This window comes from Streptomyces sp. ISL-98, assembly GCF_018614055.1.
Taxonomy (GTDB): Bacteria; Actinomycetota; Actinomycetes; order Streptomycetales; family Streptomycetaceae; genus Streptomyces; species Streptomyces spiramyceticus.
This window is the reverse complement of record NZ_JAGGPB010000012.1, coordinates 108,585-127,242: the sequence shown is the minus strand read 5'-3', so window position 1 is coordinate 127,242 and position 18,658 is coordinate 108,585. Positions and strand designations below refer to the sequence as shown.

Here is an 18,658-nt window from a genome sequence, read left to right as displayed (position 1 = left end):
GGGGGGGGGGCGGGGGGGGGGGGGGGGGGGGGGGGGGGGGGGGGGGGGGGGGGCGGGCGGGCGGGCCGCTGCGCGGAGCTGTCCCCTACCCGCCGCTTCCCGAAACAGGGGGCGAGCCCCCAGACCCCCGGAGGGGTGGGCGGTGGTGGGTGCGGGGCACCCCGGCTCATGGATGCGGCGGCTTCGCACTGCAGTGTGGGTATCCCGTGTGCCGAGCACAGCACCCTCGTGTGGGGAGGCATAGCACCGCGTGTCCAAAGGCACGGGGGCGCTGCAGGAGCCGTGTGCAACGGGGTAGCGGGCCTCGCGCGGACGCAGCTCCTGTGTGCGGCGGCGCCCGCCTTGCGCGGCTGCGCGGCTGTCGAGGGCGCAGTCACCACCAGGCCCCGGCCCAGCGGCTCGGGCGGGACGGGGCGTACGGGCGCGCGCTCCCGGGGGTCCGGGGGCCGCGCCCCCGGTTTCGGGGAGGGGCGGGGTGGGGGGAGACCGGTGCAGCGCCCGCCGCGTCCCCGGCTACTTCTCCGTGACGCCCGCCGAGTCGAACGTTGCCACCTCGTGCATCGCCCTCGCCGCGCTCTGCACCACCGGGAGCGCGAGCAGTGCGCCCGTGCCCTCGCCGAGGCGGAGGTCGAGGTCGACCAGTGGGCGCAGACCCAGCTTGTTGAGGGCGGCCACATGGCCCGGCTCCGCGCTGCGGTGGCCCGCGATGCACGCAGCCAGCGCCTCAGGCGCGATCGCGCGGGCCACCAGGGCCGCTGCCCCCGCGCTGACGCCGTCCAGGATCACCGGCGTACGCAGAGACGCTCCGCCGAGGATGAAGCCGACCAGGGCGGCGTGTTCCAGACCACCGACCGCCGCCAGTACGCCGACGGGGTCCGCCGGGTCCGGCTGGTGGAGGTCCAGGGCGCGGCGTACGACATCGACCTTGCGGGCGTGCATCTCGTCGTTGATGCCCGTGCCGCGGCCGGTGATCTCGGCCGGGTCCTGGCCCGTGTAGACCGCGATGAGCGCGGCGGACACCGTGGTGTTGGCGATGCCCATCTCACCTGTGAGCAGTGCCTTGTTGCCCGCGGCGACCAGGTCGCGCGCCGTCTCGATGCCCACCTCGATCGCGGCGAGCACCTCCTCGTGGGTCAGGGCGGGTCCCGTAGTGAAGTCGGCCGTACCGGCACGCACCTTGCGGGGCAACAGGCCCGGCGTGGTGGGGAGTTCGCCCGCTACGCCCACGTCCACGACGCAGACCTCCGCACCGACCTGGTTCGCGAAGGCGTTGCAGACCGCGCCGCCGCCGAGGAAGTTCGCGACCATCTGGGAGGTCACTTCCTGGGGCCAGGCCGTGACGCCCTGGGCGTGCACCCCGTGATCGCCGGCGAAGATCGCGACGGCCGCGGGCTCCGGGATCGGCGGCGGGCACATCCGGGAGAGGCCGCTGAGCTGGGCCGAGATGATTTCGAGCATCCCGAGCGCGCCGGCGGGCTTCGTCATGCGCTTCTGGCGTTCCCAGGCCTCGCCGAGCGCCTTGGCGTCCAGCGGGCGGATGTTGGAAACGGTCTCCTGGAGCAGGTCGTGCGGCTCCTCGCCGGGCAGTGCGCGGCGGCCGTACGTCTCCTCGTGAACGACCCACGACAGCGGGCGGCGCTTGGACCAGCCCGCCTGCATCAGCTCGGGCTCCTCGGGGAATTCGTCGACGTAACCCACGCAGAGGTACGCGACGACTTCGAGGTGCTCGGGCAGCCCGAGGGCGCGGACCATCTCGCGCTCGTCGAAGAAGCTGACCCAGCCGACGCCGAGGCCCTCGGCGCGGGCCGCGAGCCAGAGGTTCTCGACCGCGAGAGCGGAGGAGTACGGCGCCATCTGCGGCTGGGTGTGCCGGCCTAGGGTGTGGCGGCCGCCGCGGGTGGGGTCTGCGGTGACGACGATGTTCACCGGGGTGTCGAGGATGGCCTCGATCTTCAATTCCTTGAACTGCTTGGCCCGGCCCTTGGGCAGCGACTTCGCGTACGCGTCGCGCTGGCGGGCGGCCAGTTCGTGCATCGACCTGCGCGTCTCGGCGGAGCGGATGACGACGAAGTCCCAGGGCTGGGAGTGGCCGACGCTCGGCGCGGTGTGCGCCGCTTCGAGAACGCGGAGGAGGACCTCGTGCGGGATGGGGTCGCTGCGGAAGCCGTTGCGGATGTCCCGGCGCTCGCGCATCACGCGCAGGACTGCCTCGCGCTCGGCGTCGTCGTAGCCGGGGGCGGGGGCGGTGGCGGTGGCGTGGGCGCCGGTGTCTGTGGTGGTGTCGGCCTCGGGGGCCGCTGCTTCAGGGGCTGCTGCCTCTGCGGCCTCGGGCTCGGGCTGCGGCTGCGCCGGGAGCTCTGCTACGGCGCCGCCGTCGCGCTGGGCGGGCACGGTGACTACTGCCTCTGGCTCGGGTCCAGCTTGGGCTTCGGTTTCGGCAGGCTCGGTCGGCTCGGCCACGGCCTCCACCTCTGCCAACGGCTCGGCGACCGGCTGCTCGACGGTGGGCTCCTCGGGTGCCTCGGCGGCGACTGGCTCGGCCTCGGGAGCCGGAGTCTCGACGGGTGCCGGTACGGCTTCCGCTTCCGCTTCGGGGGCGGGCTGTTCCGCCACGACCTCCACATCTACGGGTTCGGCCGCCGGGGCCAGGTGCGGGGCGTTCGGGAGCGAGCCGTCGACCGGCACGAACTCGCCGACGGGCTGCGGCTCCTGTGCCTCCTGGGGCTGCTCCGGCTCGGGGGCCACGGCCTCGGCGGGCTCGGTCGGCTCCGGCGCAACGGGTTCTATAGCGATCGGCTTCGGCTCGGCCGGGACGCTCACAACTTCCTCCGCAACCGGTTCGGCCACCGGCTCCACCTCGGGCGCCGCCTGCGTCTGCGGTTCCGGAGCCACTGCCTCCGGAACGACCGTTTCTGCTCGGGCTTGCTGCGCAGCAGCCTGAGGAGCCTGGGGCTGCGCGTGCGGCGTCCACGGCGTGGCGACCTGCGACGGGATCGCGCCGAGCTGCGGCCCGGGCAGCGCGGCCACCTCGTCGCCCGGAATGTCGAGGTACTCGGGGCCTGCTGTCACGGGCCCGGCGTTCTGTACGGGCACGGGATTCGGCGGCGTAGCACTCGCGCCGGCACTCGCCCCCGCACCAGCAGGACCACGGTCGGCCAGCGAGCGTACGACTCCGCCGGACGCATCGGGCATCGGCGGGCCGAGGTGCAGCGGGCGGCGCGCGGGCTGCGGCGTCTGAGCAGCGGCGGCAGATGCCGGAGGCATGCGTACGCCGCTGAGGTCGACGGACCCGGAATCGCGGCCACCGGCTTCGTGCGCGCCGGGCTCTGCGCCCTGCGGCGGCTGACCGCTCAGGGAATCGTGGGGCCCCTGCGGCACCTGGGACATCTGGGCGGCGTGCGGCACCTGGGACGCGTCGGCCTGCTGGGCCACGGGCTGCATCTGCGGCATCTCGGACCCCTGCGGCTCGGGCTGCGCCTCGGACATCTCAGCCACCGGCTGCATCTGCGGCGCCTCGGACAGCTGCGGGCCGGCCTGCTCCGCCTGCGGCATCTCGGACGGCTGAGGCGACTGCGGGAACTGCTGCGCCTGGGGCGGCGTCGCCGCACCCTGCGCCTGCGGCACCTCGGACAGCTGAGGCACCGGCTGCATCTGCGGTACTTCCGACGCCTGGGGCATCGGCTGGGCCTGAGGCATGTCCAAGACCTGCGCCACCGGCTGCGTCTGCGGAGCGTACTGCTCCTGCTGCTCCTGCACCGCCGCCTGCATCTGGGGGGCCTGCTGCACCGGCTGCATCTGCTGCACCGCCTCCGGCTGCGGAGCCTCCTGCACCTGCCCAGGCTGCTGCATCGGCTGCACCGCCTCGGCCTGCGAAGCCTCCCGCACCGGCTCCGCCTGCTGCTGGATCTGCGGCGCCGCCGGCGGTACGACCTGCGGGTCGCTCCACGCGCCCTGCGCGCCCGGCATCAACAGCAGGTCGTCGTCCTCGGCTGCGTTCTCGGAGGGTTCGAGGAAGGTGTACGCGCCCGGAGCGGGGATGCCCGGCTGCGCCACCATGCCTGCGTCCTCCGGCAGTCCCTCGCCCGGGATCTGGCCGGTGTCAGTCATGCGTACCCCTCGCCCATCGCTTGTGCTCCTTCGGCCTTCGCCGGGACGCCCGCTCGCGGCACAAATCGGTGCCCACTCATCAACAACGAGCGTCCCTGCCACGCGGCACGAAAGGCCCGCGGACACCATGCATTCTCGCGGCCGTTCGCCGCCAGGGCGAGTACTCCCGCCACGGCTCGCTGTGGGCTGCGCCACGTTGCGGAGCCCCCCGGCTGCGCCGTACCACATAGAGCTCTAAAACGGGCCCCTTTTCCGGACATTGGCGAACGAAGCGCCGAACACCCGGCTGCGGTACAACGATCGGCCAGCCTACCCCGCGACGCGCAGCGGCATCGTCACGGGGCGCGATCCAGTGGTTTCGCCGAGAGCAGGAAGACCACCGACCGGTCGCGCTCCGACCAGGCCCCGGTGTCGAGTCCGGTGTCGAGTTCGACGGACTGGAGCAGCGCGCATTCGACGGCGTAGCCGCTCTCCGCGAGCGTCCGGCCGATCGCCTCCGCCTCGTCGCGGGTGAACGCATGCGTCACGATGCGCTCGGGCCTGCGGTCGGCGCATGCCGAGACGACGGGGACTCCCCCGCCCCCGATCCGTACGACATCGGGCTCGGGCAGGTCCTCAAGGACATGCGGCGCGTTTCCGTGGACGACTTGGAGCTGTACGCCGAACCGCCTGGCAGCCGCTGCCGTACGGTCGCACGCGCCCGCATCGCTGTCGACGGCGATCACGGCGGCGCCGAACCTGGCGGCCTCCACGGCGAGCGCGCCGCTGCCGGAGCCGATGTCCCAGACCAGGTCGCCGGTACGCGGCCCGAGGCGGGCGAGCTGGGCGGCGCGCAGTCCGGCGGACTCGCCCTCCCCCAGCTCCGCCGCTCCCTCGCCGTACTCCTGCGCGGGCAGCGCCCAGCCCCGTACGGGCGGCGGGTATCCGGGGTCGCGGGCGGCGATCCAGCCGCCGCCGGGGGCGGCAGGGGCTGCGTGGCCTGCGCTGCCGCCGATGACGATGACGACGTTGGGGTCGCGCCAGACGTGGTCGGCGGCCTTGTCCGAGGTGAGGACGGTGACCTGCTCGCGCTCGGTGCCCAGTTCCTCGCAGATGACGAAGGTGCGGTGGACGCCCTGGAGGAGGAGCGCGAGTTCGGCCGGGCCGGCGCCCGGGGAGGTGAGCACGGCGACCTTGGTGTGCGCCCGGCACACGTTGACGGCGCGGCGCAGCGTACGGCGGTGGGCGACGACGACCTGGGCGTCGTCCCAGGGCATCCCGGCGCGGGCGAAGGCGGTGGCCACCGATGAGACGGCGGGCACGACTTCGACCTCCAGGCCGTGCTGTGGCGCGCGGAGGCTGCGTACGACGCCGAAGAAGCCGGGGTCTCCGTCGGCCATGACCACGGCGGTGCCCCGGTGGCCCGCGATGCGGCGGGCGGCCAGGTCGACGCTGCCGAGGCGGACGCGTTCGGCGCCGGGCGGTACTTCGGGGAGCGCCAGGTGGTGGGCGGCTCCGGCGACGAGCGTCGCGGCCGCGAGCGCGGACCTGGCCGCAGCGGTGAGGGGCGAGCCGTCCCAGCCGATCACCGTGACCCGGTCGGCCATCGTTGTCAGTCTCCTGGAGTTGTCGCAGGTCGCGGCCGCCTTGGGGCGGCGGCGCGGGCAGGGTGAGAGTACCTGGTACGGACCGCGGCCGTGCGGGGGCGGGGGGTCGGTTCCAGGGTGGCCGGTTCCAGAGGGCCGGTCCAGGGTGGCCGGTTCCAGGGGGTCAGTTCCGGCGAGGTCGGTTCCGCGGGAGTCAGTTCCAGTCGCCGTACGAGCCGTAGCCGCCTGCGTCGGCCATCTGATCGGCGACGCCTTCGAGGTCCTCGGGGAGGAGGCTCCAGACGATCAGGTCGGTGCGGATGTCGGTCCAGCCGCCGTCCGTGCCGTTCTCGGTCCGTGTGCGCGCTATCCAGGCGTTGCGCAGGACGCCCTCGCTGATGCAGCCGATCTTCTGTGCGACCTGCTGGGCGGCGGTGTTGTCGGCGGCGGTGCGCAGCTCCAGGCGCTCGAACCGCAGGTCGCGGAAGATCCATTGGGCGACAGCGAGCACGGCCTCTGTGGCGTAGCCCTCGCCGCGCGCCCAGGGGGCTGTCACGTAGGCGACTTCAGTGGCCTTGGTGCGCCAGTTGGTGTGCTGGAGGTGGACGGTGCCGACGAGGCGCTGGGTGAGGAATTCGGTGACGGCCAGGGCGATTCCGCGGCCCTTGGTGCGCTCGGAAGGAGCGATCCTGCGTACCCAGCGTTCGGCGTCGAGCGTGGTGTAGGGGTGAGGCGCCGACGTCCATGCGGTGACCATCTCGTCGTTCATCATCTCGGTGAGCGCCGGGATGTCGGACTCCTCGAAGGGGCGCAGCACCAGCCGGTCCGTGCTGATGGAGATGTCCGGGAGGGTGGTAGTCATGCTCAGCTCCATGCCGTGGACCGTCGTAAGGACGTAGAGGCTAAAGGCACAGCATGCAGCATCGAGCCCGTCGCGTGCATGGCCGGGTGGCGGCGCCCGGGGACGGGCGAAGGCCCCGCGCACCTGGTGGGGGTGGGCGGGGCCTTCGTTCACAAGGGCCGTACGGGCGTCAGGACTTGACGGCGCCGAAGGCCGGGATGACCGAGCCGGCGTACTTGTCCTCGATGAACTTCTTGACCTCGGCGGAGTTGAGGAGCTTGGCGAGCTTCTCGACGCGCGCGTCCTTCTCGTTGCCCTTCTTGACCGCGAGGAAGTTGGCGTACGGGTTGCCTTCCGCCTTCTCGATCGCGAGGGAGTCCTTGGCGGGCTCCAGGTCGGCTTCGATGGCGTAGTTGCCGTTGATGACCGCGGCGTCGACGTCGTTCAGGGCGCGGGGCAGCGTGGCCGCCTCCAGCTCCTTGAACTCAAGGCCCTTCTTGTCCTTGATGTCGGTCAGCTTGGCGTCCTGGCCCGCGCCGTCCTTCAACGTGATGAGCCCGTTGTCGGCAAGCAGCTTGAGCGCGCGGCCCTCGTTGGTGGTGTCGTTGGGCACCGCGACCGTCTGGCCTGCCTTGAGGTCCTTGAGGTCCTTGGCCTTGTTGGAGTAGAGGGCCAGGGGCTCCAGGTGGACATCGGCGACGGGCACGATGGTGGTGCCCTTCTTCTTGTTGAAGTCGTCCAGGTACGGCTTGTGCTGGAAGAAGTTGGCGTCGACCTCGCCGCTCTGGGTGGCGGTGTTCGGCAGGACGTAGTCCGTGAACTCCTTGACCTCGAGCTTCAGGCCGTTCTTCGCCGCCAGGTTGTCCTTGACGTAGTTGAGGATGTCGGCGTGCGGCGTCGGGGACGCAGCGACGACGAGCGCCTTGGACTCGTCCGCCTTGCCGCCCGACTCGGTCTTGGCGCCCGGGTCGGATGCGGTGCCGCAGGCGGTGAGGCCGAGGGCGAGGGCGGCGGTGGCGGCGGCTGCCGCGGTGATCTTGATGTTCTTACGCACGAAAAGTGCCTCTTTCTGGTGTTGCGGTGGTGGTCGCCCGGACAAGGAGTGCGGGCTTCTTCGGGGAGAAAGTTCTAGGAGGCCGTGCGGCCGCGACGTGCCAGGAGCCGGATCGCGCCGTCGCCGATGAGCTGCACCACGGTCACGAGGGCGATCAGGACGACCACGGTGACCAGCATGAACTCGGTCTCGAAGCGCTGGTATCCGTAGGTGACGGCCTTGCTGCCGAGGCCTTCGCCGCCGACCGCGCCCGCCATCGCCGAGTAGCCGACGAGCACGATGACGGTGGTGGTGACACCGGAGATCAGGGACGGCAGGGACTGCGGCAGGAGCACCTTGAAGACGACGGTCGGTACGCCGCCGCCCATCGACTGGACCGCCTCGACGAGTCCGTGGTCGACCTCGCGGATCGCGGTCTCGACGAGCCGGGCGAAGAAGGGGATGGCGCCGATGGCGAGCGGCACGATCATCGCGCTGGGGCCGATGAAGGTGCCGACGACCAGCGTGGTGAAGGGGATCAGTGCGATCAGCAGGATGATGAACGGCAGCGAGCGGCCGATGTTCACGATCACGCCGATGACCTTGTTGACCGCCACGTTCTGGAGCAGTCCGCCCTTGTCCGTGAGGACGAGGAGGATGCCGAGCGGCAGGCCGCCGATGATCGATACGACAGTGGACCAGAGCACCATGTAAAGCGTGTCGATGGTTCCCTGCGACAGCAGCGGCTGCATCTCCGACCAGGTCACTTGGCACCTTCCTTGGCCAGTACGGGAGTCTGCGCGGGTACGGCCGCGGTTCGGTCCGCCGGTGCGTCTGCGGGCACGTCCTCGTCGACGACCTCGACCTGGAGCCCCTGCTCGCGCAGGAAGCCGACCGGGACGACGTTCTCCTCGTACGGACCGGGAAGCTCGATGCGCATCCGGCCGATCTGGTTGCCGCCGACGGTGTCCATCGCGGCGCCGAGGATCGAGATGTCGATGTTGTACGTACGGGAGAGCTGGGAGATCACCGGCTGCGTCGCGGCCTCACCGTGGAAGGTGACGTCGATGACGGTCCGTCCGGGACCCGACGCCTGACCGCCCACCGGGAACAGTTCCTGCGCCAGTTCGGAGCCGGGCGTCGCGAGCAGTTCGCTCACCGTGCCGGACTCGACGATCCGGCCCTTCTTCATCAGCGCGGCCGAGTCGCAGATCGTCTTGACGACGTCCATCTCGTGCGTGATGAGCAGGACGGTCAGGCCGAGCTGCCGGTTGAGGTCGCGCAGCAGCTGGAGGATCGAGCGGGTGGTCTCGGGGTCGAGGGCCGAGGTGGCCTCGTCGGAGAGCAGCACCTTGGGGTCGCCGGCGAGTGCGCGGGCGATGCCGACGCGCTGCTTCTGGCCGCCGGAGAGCTGGGCGGGGTAGGCCTTGGCCTTGTCGGCGAGGCCGACGAGGTCGAGCAGTTCGAGCGCCTTGCGGCTGCGAGCCTGACCGGAGACGCCGAGGATCTCCAGCGGCAGCTCGATGTTGTCCTTCACTGTGCGCGAGGACAGCAGGTTGAAGTGCTGGAAGACCATGCCGATCCGGCTGCGCGCCTCGCGCAACTCCTTGCCGGCGCGGCGGCCGCGTCCGGCGAGTGCGGTGAGATCCTGGCCGTCGACGGTCACGGTGCCGGCGGTGGGGCGCTCAAGCAGGTTGACGCAGCGGATCAGGGAGGACTTGCCGGCGCCGCTCTGGCCGATGACTCCGTACACCTCGCCCTCGCAGACGTGCAGGTCTACGCCGTCCAGGGCGGTGATCTCGCGGCCTCGCGATGGGTAGACCTTGGTCAGGCCCGTAGTGGTGATCACAGGATTTCCGTCACTGTCGAGTGCGCGGCGAAGTGTCCGCCGGGCACGGGGCATTCGTCTTGTGGACGTGGCACGGCTGGGCCGGTGGGTACCGGAAGGCAACGCGTGCGCGGGGCAGGCCCGGTCCGTCGAGTGCGTATGTACTCGGGTGGACGCGGGGCGGCTGTCGGTCTCGCTTCGGGGCGCGAGGCTCAGGCAGGGGCCCTCAGAAGGCGCACATTCGACACATACAACGAGCACCGGGCGTCATCGTCGCCTCGGTCGCAAGGGTGCGGCTGCTCGTCGTGGTCATGCGATGAGTAAACCAGACGTGAGTACGCGCCGATCATCCGTGTCCGAATAGCGGACGTCGGCGTCTCACTGTGAGTACGCGTCAGTCCGCCGCGGTGATCTCCACGCCGTCGTGCGTGGCCAGGGCCGACACTGCCGAGAGGTCCCTCACGACGATGTCCGCCACCAGCTCGGAGCGGTCGTGCGTTGTGGCCAACGCCACGGTCTTCATGCCCGCAGCGCGGCCCGCCTGAAGTCCGGCCGGAGCGTCCTCGAAGACGACGCAGCGCGCCGGGTCCACGCCGAGCGTGCGGGCCGCAAGCAGGTACGGCTCCGGGTCGGGCTTGCCGCGCGTGATGTCGTCGGCGGCTATCACCGTCTTGGGGCGGATGCCGACCTCGGCCAGCCGTGCCTCGGCGAGGCGGCGTGTGGCGGAGGTGACGACGGCCCAACCGTCGGCCGGGAGGCTCGCGAGCAGCTCGGCGGTTCCGGGAAGCAGCACGACTCCCGGTGCCTGCCCCTCTCCTCCGGCCACGTCCTCGACCTCCAGCTGTTCGATACGGGCCACCGCGCCCGGCACCACATCGGCGGGCAGCAGATCGGCGGCGATTTCCGCGGCGGGGCGGCCGTGCAGCTCGACGCGGGCGAATTCCTCCGCCGTAATGCCGTACTCCTGCGCCCATCTGCTCCAGCAGCGGATCACCGATTCCATGGAGGAGAGGAGTGTTCCGTCGTTGTCGAACAGCAGGGCTTGGGCGTGGAATTTCATGGTGCCCGACCCTACGCCCCGTCGCTCACCGCTCTCGTAATACGCTCGTCGTCATGCTTGACGCCCTGACGGTCGCGGTTTCCGCGGCCGCGCTCGTACTCGCCGCGTGGTGCGGTTACGCCGCCTTCCGCGATCAGCCCACCAAGGACTGGCACTTCATCGGCATGGCCGTGGTGTCGCTGCTCGTGCTCGCCCAGCTGGTGGTCGGCATCGTGCAGCTGTCGCGCGGCGAGAAGCCGGAACAGGGTGCGGTGATCTTCGTCTCGTATCTGGTCGGGGCACTGACGGCGGTGCCCGCGGCCGGTTTTCTGTCGCTGGCCGAGCGGAGCCGCTGGGGCTCGGTGACGGTTTCGGCCGGTGCGGTCGTGCTGGCTGTGCTCGAAGTCCGGCTGCACGACATCTGGGGAGGCTGACGATGGCCGGTTCCGTCGCCGGGAAGCAGGGCCGTACCCGGCTGGTCAAGGGTCCCGGTCTGCTGCTGGTCTGGTTGTACGGCGTGATGTCCGTCGGCGCGGTCTCCCGCTCGATCTACCAGATCGCCACGGAGTTCGACCGCGCACCGCTGGCGTACGCGCTGTCCGCTGTCGCGGCCGTGGTCTACGCGTTCATCACGTACACGCTGGTGCGGGGAGGGGAGACGGCGCGCAGGGCGGCGCTGGTGTGCTGTGCGGTGGAGCTTGCCGGCGTGGTGGTTGTGGGGACGTGGACGGTGATCGAGCCGTCCGCTTTTCCGGATGCGACGGTCTGGTCGGCGTTCGGGAAGGGCTACCTGTTCATCCCGGTGCTGCTGCCGGTCACGGGCATTCTGTGGCTCCGCCGACGCCGGACGAGCTGACTTCCAGCCCGTCCGGCGAAGGGCGTCGCTCTACGCGCTGGCTACGTACGCCTGCACCGCGGTCTCCTTCTGGAGCGTGACCAGGTTGAAGCCCGGGCCGATCTCCTCCGTGGCGACCGGCGCGTAACCGTGACTGCGGTACAGCCGCAGATTGCGCTCGCTGCGGTGGCCGGTGAAGAGCTGGAAGCGTTTCGCGGCCGGCTCCCCCGCGAAGTGCTCCTCGATCGCGGCGAGCAGCCGGCCGCCGAGGCCGTGCCTCTGCATCCGGGGATGGACGATGAGCTTCGCGATCCGCGCGGTCCCCGCCTCGTCGACCGCGGCCCGTACCGAGGCGACCACCTCGTCACCGAGCCGCGCCACCAGCGCGTGGCCGCGGCCGAGTTCGGCCCGCAGGTCGTCGAGCGACTGTGTGAGGGGCTCGATGGTGTAGTCGCCGTAGAGCTCGGCCTCACTCTGATAGCACAGGTACTGCAGTTTGAGGATGTGCTCGGCATCCTGCGCCGTTGCCGCTGAGATGGTCACGCTCATGCCCATGTGTGCATGCCTCCCGCTCGCCTGTTACGCCGGTTGCTTACCGCTCCTTTCCCCTTTGCCCAGGAGCTGCAACCTCCGCCGCCAGCATTCTGCGCAGGCATCCCAGGCAACGGGAACGCATAGGCCCCAAACTCCCTTGTGACATTCCCAACGCCCCTGCGATTTCGCGGTAGGTGGGGTCGGTCGGCGACAACATCGCAGCCAGGAGTCCCGGACACCGGCCGGGCAGCCTGCCGACCGCGTCGCGCAGCGTGCGTCGCCACTCTTCGGTGAGCGCCGCACGTTCCGGGCAGGCGGCGTCCCCGGTGGCGGCCTGCGGGGCGGGGTGCGGCAGTTCGCGCCACGTCCTTCGCCGGGCCAGGCGCGCTTCCGCCTGTACGGCGCGGCGCAGCCAGCCCGCGGGGTCGGCGGGCGGGCCCTCCCCGTCCAGGAGTTCCAACAGCCTCAGCCATACGGCCTGTTCGAGGTCGCCGGGCTCGACTCCCTCACCGGCTGCTTCGGCCCTCGCCTCGGCGGCGAGGAGTGGGCGCAGCGCTCTGAAGAGGTCGGAGGCGGTCCTGGACGGGGCGGTGGGTACGGAGATGGTCATGCCACGCGGGACGTGGCGCCGGCGGCCGGCGGTTGCCGCGCGACGCCGCAGTCACCCGTCCGTGGTCATCTCTTCGCGAAGGTCACGGCCTGGCGAAGGTCACCGCTTCGCGAAGTCGGCGGCCGCAAGCAGCGCGGTGTCCGGGTTGTCGGAGAAGATCCCGTCGATGCCCTGCTCGAAGTACGCCTTGAAGGCGCCGAAGGCGTCCCCGTACGCCGCCGGGTCCGTGCCGCGCCTGAAGTCGGCGGGCAGGAAGGTGTTCTCGTTGCGCAGGGTGTACGGGTGGAGGATCAGCCCCTTCGCGTGCGCGTCCCGTACGAGCGTGGTCGGCTTGCCCAGCTTGCCCGCCGCGTCCTTGGGGATGATCAGGTCCACCAGCGGGCCGATGCCCTGGGCGAACGACGCCATCCACTTCAGGCCCTCGGGCGTGATGAGATCGGCGACCGTGCGCGGGTCGCCCGACTCCTTGAAGTCCCAGGGGCGGTCGTCGGCGGTCCACAGCAGCACCACACGCGGGCAGGAGACGAGCTTCGCCATCCGCTGCATGCTGGTCGGCTCGAACGACTGCAGGAACATGGGGGAGTTCGCGCGGTGGCGCCCGTAACGGCGCAGGAGCTTGGCCAGCGGCTCCTCCAGGCCGAGGCCGAGCTTCCGGAAGTACGAGGGGTGCTTGGTCTCGGCGTGGAGCCAGACCGGGCGCCCGCGACGGCGGCCCTCCTTGTCCGCCCAGCGCAGCACCTCCTCGAAGGTGGGTATCTCCCAGCGGCCGTCGTACAGCGTGTTCTCCTGCCGGGTGCCGGGGATCCGCTCCTTGGCGCGCAGCGTCTTGAGCTCGGCGAGCGTGAAGTCCTCGGTGAACCAGCCGGTGATCGAGACGCCGTCGACCGACTTGGTCGTCTTGCGGGCGGCGAACTCGGGGTGCGCCGCGACATCCGTCGTGCCGGTGATGTCGTTCTCGTGCCGGCAGACGAGGTGACCGTCCTTGGTGGGGACCAGGTCCTGCTCGATGACGTGCGCGCCCATGTCCAGGGCCAGTTGGTACGCGCCCATGGTGTGCTCGGGCCGGTAGCCGCTGGCGCCGCGGTGCGCGACGACGGTCGGCACGGGCAGACTGCGGTACCCCCCGTGCCCATCACCCTTGCCGCCGTCGGCTCGCGCCGTACCCGGCAGTCCGAGAGTGACGCCGCCCGCACCGAGCACCGCCGCCCCGAGTACGGTCCGCCGCCCGGGGTTCGCCTGTCCGCCCTGTGTCATGAACGCTCCTTGTGTCATGTCCCGCACCTGCCCAAATCAAGGCCTGATCGTAGGCGTCTACGCATGACGCAGACGAGTCCGTGGACGGAACGCAGTGGAAACACAGGTCAACACTGCGTATCGAAGTGATGAACCCGATGTGCGATCAGGCGGAGCCCGCGAGTATCGTCCTCACCTGCACAGACTTCACCGATCAGACCCCGCCCAGTACGACACCGGAGGAACCGTTGTCCCGTCTAGCGCTCATCAAGGCAGTGCTCGGACCGATCATGCGCCTGATGTTCCGCCCACAGGTGGAAGGCGCCCAGAACATTCCCGGGACCGGTCCGGTCATTCTGGCGGGGAACCACCTGACGTTCATCGACTCGATGATCATGCCGATCTGCTGCGACCGGCAGGTCTTCTACATCGGCAAGGACGAGTACGTCACGGGCAAGGGGCTCAAGGGCCGCCTGATGGCCTGGTTCTTCACGAGCTGCGGCATGATCCCGGTGGACCGGGACGGCGGCCGCGGCGGTGTCGCGGCACTGATGACCGGCCGCCGGGTGCTGGAAGAGGGCAAGATCTTCTCGATCTACCCGGAGGGCACCCGCTCCCCCGACGGCCGGCTCTACCGCGGCCGCACGGGCATCGCGCGCCTCACGCTGATGACGGGCGCTCCGGTGGTGCCGTTCGCGATGATCGGTACGGACAAGCTGCAGCCGGGCGGCGCGGGGCTGCCGCGCCCGGGCAAGGTCACGGTCCGTTTCGGCGAGCCGATGGAGTTCTCGCGCTACGAGGGCATGGACCGCGACCGCTATGTGCTGCGGGCGGTGACGGACTCGGTGATGGCCGAGGTCATGCGGCTGTCCGGCCAGGAGTACGTGGACATGTACGCCACGAAGGCGAAGGCCGCCTGAGCGCTGCCCGACGGCCGGAGGCCGGCGCAGCCGTTCCGAAGCTTGTGAGGCGCCCCCGGCGCCGAGCCCGCGAGGACGGCAGACAGAGCCGCGCCACCAAGGCGAAGGCCGCCTGAGCAACGTGGTCAGAACGTGGGAGGGGCTTGTGCCACCGGTCGGTGGCACAAGCCCCTCCCACGTTTCGCTCAGTGCTCGACGCCGTCTTCCAGCTTCTGGCCCCGCAGCATGAACCACGCCGCGGCCGCCGTCGCGAACAGCACCGCCGAGCCCGCCATGGCCGCCGTCTGGAAACCGTCGGTGAACGCGTCCCGCGCCGCCGCGAGCAGCGCCGCGGCCTGCTCCTGCGGCAGTGCCGACGCCGATTCCACGGCGCCGCCCAGCGAGTCGTGCGCCGCGGCGGACACGTCGCCGGGGATGCCGGCGGGGGCAGCGAAGTCGCGGTAGATGCCGGTCACGATGGACCCGAGCAGTGCGATGCCGAGCGCCGCGCCCAGTTCGTACGCCGTCTCCGAGACGGCCGACGCGGCCCCCGCCTGCTCCTTGGGAACGCTGGACAGGATGACGTCCGCCGTCACGGTGAACGCCAGACCCGCGCCCATGCCACCCACGAACAGGGCTACGCCCAGCGCCACCACGCCCGTGTCCGCCGCGATCAGTGTGCAGGCCGCCAGGGAGAGGCCGAGCGCCACAAGGCCGCCGGACACGGTGCTGCGGACCGATGCCCTGCGCGCCGCATATCCGGCCATCAGGCCCGCTCCGACCGCGCCGATCGCGGCGGGCAGCTCGATGAGCCCGGCTTCGAGGGGCGAGCGGTCCTGGACGAGTTGCAGGAACTGGGACAGGAAGAAGACCAGGCCGGACAGCCCGAGGATGGTCAGCAGATCCGCAAGCACCGCGCCGGAGAACCCCCGGTGGTGGAACAGCCGCATGTCCAGCAGCGGCGCGGGAAGCGTGAGCTGGCGTCGTACGAACCAGAAGAGCGCACCCAGCCCGAGGACCGCCGCCGCCGCGGTGTCCCAGCGGAAGCCGTGCACCGCCGCTTCCTTGACGGCGTATACGACGGCGACCATGCCGACCAGCGAGAGGCCGACGCTGGTCAGGTCCCACGGGCCCGGCGCCGGGTCCTTCGACTCGGGCAGCAGCTTGATCCCGACGAGGACCAGGATCGCCATGACGGGCAGGTTGATCAGGAAGACCGAGCCCCACCAGAAGTGTTCGAGCAGGAAGCCGCCGACGACCGGGCCGACTGCCGCTCCGGCGGAGGCCGCCGCGCCCCAGATGCCGACGGCGACGCTGCGTTCCTTGGGGTCGTGGAAGATGTTGCGGATGAGCGCGAGGGTCGACGGCATCAGCGTCGCACCGGCCACACCGAGCAGCGCCCGGGCCAGAATCATCATCTCGGGGCTGGTGGCATAGGCGTTGAGCACGGAGACCGCACCGAACGCGACCGCGCCCGTGAGCAGCAGTTTCTTGCGGCCGATCCGGTCTCCGAGGCTGCCCATGGAGACGAGCAGGCCGGCGATGATGAACGAGTAGACGTCGCCGATCCACAGCAGTTGGGTGCCGGACGGCTTGAGGTCCTCGCTGAGGAAGGGCGTCGCGAGGCCGAGTACGGTCGCGTCGACGGCGACCAGCAGCACGGCGAGGACGAGGACGGACAGCGCGAGCCAGCGGCTCGCGCGGTGCCCGGCCCCCGGTTCCGCCTCGGGCCGGGCGGTACTGGTCATTGCTCCACGCTCCGTCGGGCGCCGCCGAGCAGCAACTCGACGATCATGTACTGGAAGTCCTTCGCGGCGACCCGCCCGTCCTGGACGGCCCACGCGGCCGTGCCGATCAGCCCGTACAGGGCCTCGGTCAGCCAGGCCGGGGTGAGGTCGATCCGGAACTCGCCCTGTTCCTGTCCGCGCCGGAAATGCGCGGAGACGCGGGCGTCCAGTCGGCCCCATCCCTCGTGCACCTGGGTGCCCTCGAAGAGCTGGTTCTCGGTGACGAGGAAGGCGAGCAGGCCGGCGGCGGGCTCGATCTCGGCGACGAGGCGGCGCAGCCCCGCCGCGGCGGTTCCCTCGTCGAGCCCGGCGGCGTCGAGCGCCGCCTCGAACTCCCGGATGCCCAGGTCTTCGAGGGCCTTGACGAGGGCTTCACGCCCTGCGAAGTGCCGGTGCAGGGTGGCCCGGCCGATGCCGGCCGCCTTGGCGACCTCGTCCATGGTCGCGGTCGCCTTGCGGGAGAGGAGGGCGGCAGCGGTGCGGAGCACCTGCTCGCGGTCGACAGTCATGAGACGACCATAACCCGAATGAGACATGCACGTCTCGAAATGCTCGGAATGCAGGTCTCGAAACGCGCGACGCGCACGGCGTACGCCCCGTCCGTCCGGAGCCCGTGCGCGTCGCCAGGGTCATACGCCTCGCGCTCCGCGTCAGTTGATGATCCGGCGCTCGCAGGAAAGGTCGAGGTAGTCGCCGGGGTTACCGGCGGCCGTATCGGTGCCCCCGCCGCAGCTGGTCACCGTGTCGTTGTTGTTCACGCCGTCCCGGACATCGATCGTGTCGTTGCCGCCCGAGGTCTCCACCACGTCGGAACCGGGTCCGGCGTCGACCGAGCTGGGTTTGTCCACTCCGACGAACAGGACGTCCGTGCCGTCACGCAGCTGCGCGACGATCCGCGTGACCGTCTGGGCGGCCCCACACACGGCAACCAAGTCGGTCGCCTGCTGGCATCCCCGTCCGGCGACGATACCCTCCTTGTCCTCGACAACCAGGGTGTTGCCGGGGCCGACGCTGACGGTGACCTTGTTGTTCTCGCCGCTGTACGCGGAGTACGCGACGTACCCGAAGATGCGGAAAACCGTAGAGGCGGGGCCCGGCTGCTGCGCGGCAGCGGACGTGGCGAGGGTAAGGGGCAGTGCCATGCCCATGACGACGGCCGGGACGGCCACACGCTTCAGGATGCCGCTCGTGATCTTCATACTGCTTCTCTCTCCTTCACGGGTGCCGCAACCGGCAACTCAGCGACAGTGAAACAGAGAGTGACCACTTATGTCAGTATTGTCATTTAGTGCCCTGTGGCCGTGTCAGCTCCAGGGCAGCCCCGAGCGGTGCTTCCAGTACGCCGCCGGCTCCTCCCGCATCCCGGCGAGGCGGGCCAGCTGGTCGTCGTCGAGGTCCACCACCGCGGCGTGCAGGTTCGACGCGAGCTGGAGCACGGTCGCCGCGCCCGACAGGACCACCCCCGCCCACGGCAGCCGCAGGATCGTGGCGAGGGCGACGGCGTCGCAGGTGGCGTCGGCTTCCGCGGCGACGGCTCGCAGGGCCGGCGGGGCCGCGTCCGGGGTCAGGCGGCCGTTGGCCAGGGCTTCCTTCACGATCACGGTCAGGCCCGCCTCATGGGCCTCCGCCAACGCCTCCGCCGCCGAGGTCTCCAGCAGGTTGTACGTGGCCTGCACCGTACGGAACAGCGGCTTGCCGCCGACCACGACGCTCAGCGCCGCCCTGATCGCGTCGGCCTGGGCGGGGCCGCTCGTGGAGATGCCGACGGTCACGCCGGAGGCGGCGAGGTCGGCCAGGCGGGCGTGCAGCGCGGTGTCGGTGAGGGCCGGGCTGTCGGGCGTGACGGAGTGGATCTGGTACAGGTCGAGCCGCTCGCCGAGCAGCTCGCCGGTTTCGGCGCGCTGCCTCTCGAACGCCTCCACGCTGTGGTCCTTGACCTCGTGCACCTCGGCGTCGGTGCGCCAGTCTGCGGTGTACGCGTAGCCCCACTTGCTGCCGATCACCACGTCCTGGACGTCGGGGTGGTCGCGCAGCCAGCCGGCGAGGAACTCCTCGGCGCGGCCGTACGACCGGGCGACGTCGAAATACCGGACGCCCTGCGCGTAGGAGGCGTCCAGCAGTTCGTGGGCGCGCTCGCGCAGGGCGTCGGGGGTGCGGTCTTCCGGCAGGTCACGGTCCCGGCCGAGGGTGATGTACCCGGGGCGTCCGACGGCTGCGAGGCCGAGTCCGACATGGGCGGTCGCAGTGGTCGCCTTGGCCAGACGGGCAAAGGGCATCGGGGCCTCCGCGCGTATGCGATCGAGTACGGTCCAGTACGTCCTTCCCCACCGTACTCAATCGGACACGT

General features: G+C 70.8%; 17 protein-coding genes. 3 read left to right on the top strand and 14 right to left on the bottom strand.

From position 1 onward, the window contains the following. Window positions 1-513: 513 nt before the first annotated feature. From cobT to J7I98_RS09245, 7 genes are all read right to left on the bottom strand, one after another. Window positions 514-4,107 (bottom strand): nicotinate-nucleotide--dimethylbenzimidazole phosphoribosyltransferase, encoded by a 3,594-nt coding sequence (gene cobT / locus J7I98_RS09275; protein ID WP_214920132.1) that lies wholly within the window; start codon window positions 4,105-4,107, stop codon window positions 514-516. 335 nt (window positions 4,108-4,442) lie between these two features. Then, window positions 4,443-5,693, bottom strand: coding sequence for a precorrin-6y C5,15-methyltransferase (decarboxylating) subunit CbiE (gene cbiE / locus J7I98_RS09270; RefSeq protein ID WP_214920131.1), 1,251 nt, complete (start codon window positions 5,691-5,693; stop codon window positions 4,443-4,445). A 193-nt stretch (window positions 5,694-5,886) separates the two neighbouring features. Next, the gene (locus J7I98_RS09265; protein WP_251020360.1) at window positions 5,887-6,534 is read right to left on the bottom strand and encodes a GNAT family N-acetyltransferase; all 648 of its coding nucleotides are present in this window, start codon (window positions 6,532-6,534) and stop codon (window positions 5,887-5,889) included. A 169-nt stretch (window positions 6,535-6,703) separates the two neighbouring features. Further along, entirely contained in the window at window positions 6,704-7,567 is an 864-nt protein-coding gene (locus J7I98_RS09260; protein ID WP_214920129.1) for a MetQ/NlpA family ABC transporter substrate-binding protein, read from the bottom strand. A gap of 74 nt (window positions 7,568-7,641) precedes the next feature. Then, entirely contained in the window at window positions 7,642-8,313 is a 672-nt protein-coding gene (locus J7I98_RS09255) for a methionine ABC transporter permease (RefSeq protein ID WP_214920128.1), read from the bottom strand. Next, window positions 8,310-9,395, bottom strand: a complete 1,086-nt coding sequence (locus J7I98_RS09250; protein WP_214920127.1) for a methionine ABC transporter ATP-binding protein — start codon at window positions 9,393-9,395, stop codon at window positions 8,310-8,312. Before J7I98_RS09250 ends, J7I98_RS09255 begins: the two co-directional genes overlap by 4 nt. A 373-nt stretch (window positions 9,396-9,768) precedes the next feature. Further along, complete coding sequence (locus J7I98_RS09245) at window positions 9,769-10,434, bottom strand: HAD family hydrolase (RefSeq protein ID WP_214920126.1); 666 nt, start codon at window positions 10,432-10,434, stop codon at window positions 9,769-9,771. A gap of 53 nt (window positions 10,435-10,487) precedes the next feature. On the opposite strand from J7I98_RS09245, the gene J7I98_RS09240 reads away from it, so the two are divergent. After that, a complete protein-coding gene (locus J7I98_RS09240) occupies window positions 10,488-10,847 on the top strand; it encodes a hypothetical protein (protein WP_214920125.1) in 360 nt (119 codons plus the stop codon). A 2-nt stretch (window positions 10,848-10,849) separates the two neighbouring features. Then, a complete protein-coding gene (locus J7I98_RS09235) occupies window positions 10,850-11,269 on the top strand; it encodes a hypothetical protein (protein ID WP_214920124.1) in 420 nt (139 codons plus the stop codon). 30 nt (window positions 11,270-11,299) lie between these two features. Here the strand turns inward: J7I98_RS09235 and J7I98_RS09230 are convergent, their stop codons facing one another. The 3 genes from J7I98_RS09230 to J7I98_RS09220 all read right to left on the bottom strand — a co-directional run bounded on the left by J7I98_RS09230 (window position 11,300) and on the right by J7I98_RS09220 (window position 13,646). Next, window positions 11,300-11,803 carry a GNAT family N-acetyltransferase gene (locus tag J7I98_RS09230; RefSeq protein WP_214920123.1) on the bottom strand — a complete coding sequence of 168 codons (504 nt, stop codon included), beginning with the start codon at window positions 11,801-11,803 and terminating at the stop codon, window positions 11,300-11,302. Window positions 11,804-11,840: 37 nt separating this feature from the next. Next, window positions 11,841-12,392, bottom strand: a complete 552-nt coding sequence (locus tag J7I98_RS09225; protein WP_214920122.1) for a sigma-70 family RNA polymerase sigma factor — start codon at window positions 12,390-12,392, stop codon at window positions 11,841-11,843. 99 nt (window positions 12,393-12,491) lie between these two features. After that, window positions 12,492-13,646, bottom strand: coding sequence for a glycerophosphodiester phosphodiesterase (locus J7I98_RS09220; RefSeq protein WP_214920121.1), 1,155 nt, complete (start codon window positions 13,644-13,646; stop codon window positions 12,492-12,494). 227 nt (window positions 13,647-13,873) lie between these two features. Between J7I98_RS09220 and J7I98_RS09215 the strand changes: the two genes are divergently transcribed. After that, entirely contained in the window at window positions 13,874-14,545 is a 672-nt protein-coding gene (locus J7I98_RS09215) for a 1-acyl-sn-glycerol-3-phosphate acyltransferase (protein WP_214920120.1), read from the top strand. Window positions 14,546-14,730: 185 nt separating this feature from the next. On the opposite strand, the gene J7I98_RS09210 is transcribed toward J7I98_RS09215, so the two are convergent. The 4 genes from J7I98_RS09210 to J7I98_RS09195 all read right to left on the bottom strand — a co-directional run bounded on the left by J7I98_RS09210 (window position 14,731) and on the right by J7I98_RS09195 (window position 18,587). Continuing rightward, the gene (locus J7I98_RS09210; protein ID WP_214920119.1) at window positions 14,731-16,272 is read right to left on the bottom strand and encodes an MFS transporter; all 1,542 of its coding nucleotides are present in this window, start codon (window positions 16,270-16,272) and stop codon (window positions 14,731-14,733) included. Beyond that, window positions 16,269-16,820 (bottom strand): TetR/AcrR family transcriptional regulator, encoded by a 552-nt coding sequence (locus J7I98_RS09205; RefSeq protein ID WP_214920118.1) that lies wholly within the window; start codon window positions 16,818-16,820, stop codon window positions 16,269-16,271. The genes J7I98_RS09210 and J7I98_RS09205 overlap by 4 nt, the downstream gene beginning before the upstream one ends. 141 nt (window positions 16,821-16,961) lie before the next feature. Continuing rightward, a complete protein-coding gene (locus J7I98_RS09200; protein ID WP_214920117.1) occupies window positions 16,962-17,510 on the bottom strand; it encodes a hypothetical protein in 549 nt (182 codons plus the stop codon). Between the two features lie 105 nt (window positions 17,511-17,615). After that, entirely contained in the window at window positions 17,616-18,587 is a 972-nt protein-coding gene (locus J7I98_RS09195; RefSeq protein ID WP_214920116.1) for an aldo/keto reductase, read from the bottom strand. Window positions 18,588-18,658: the final 71 nt, after the last annotated feature.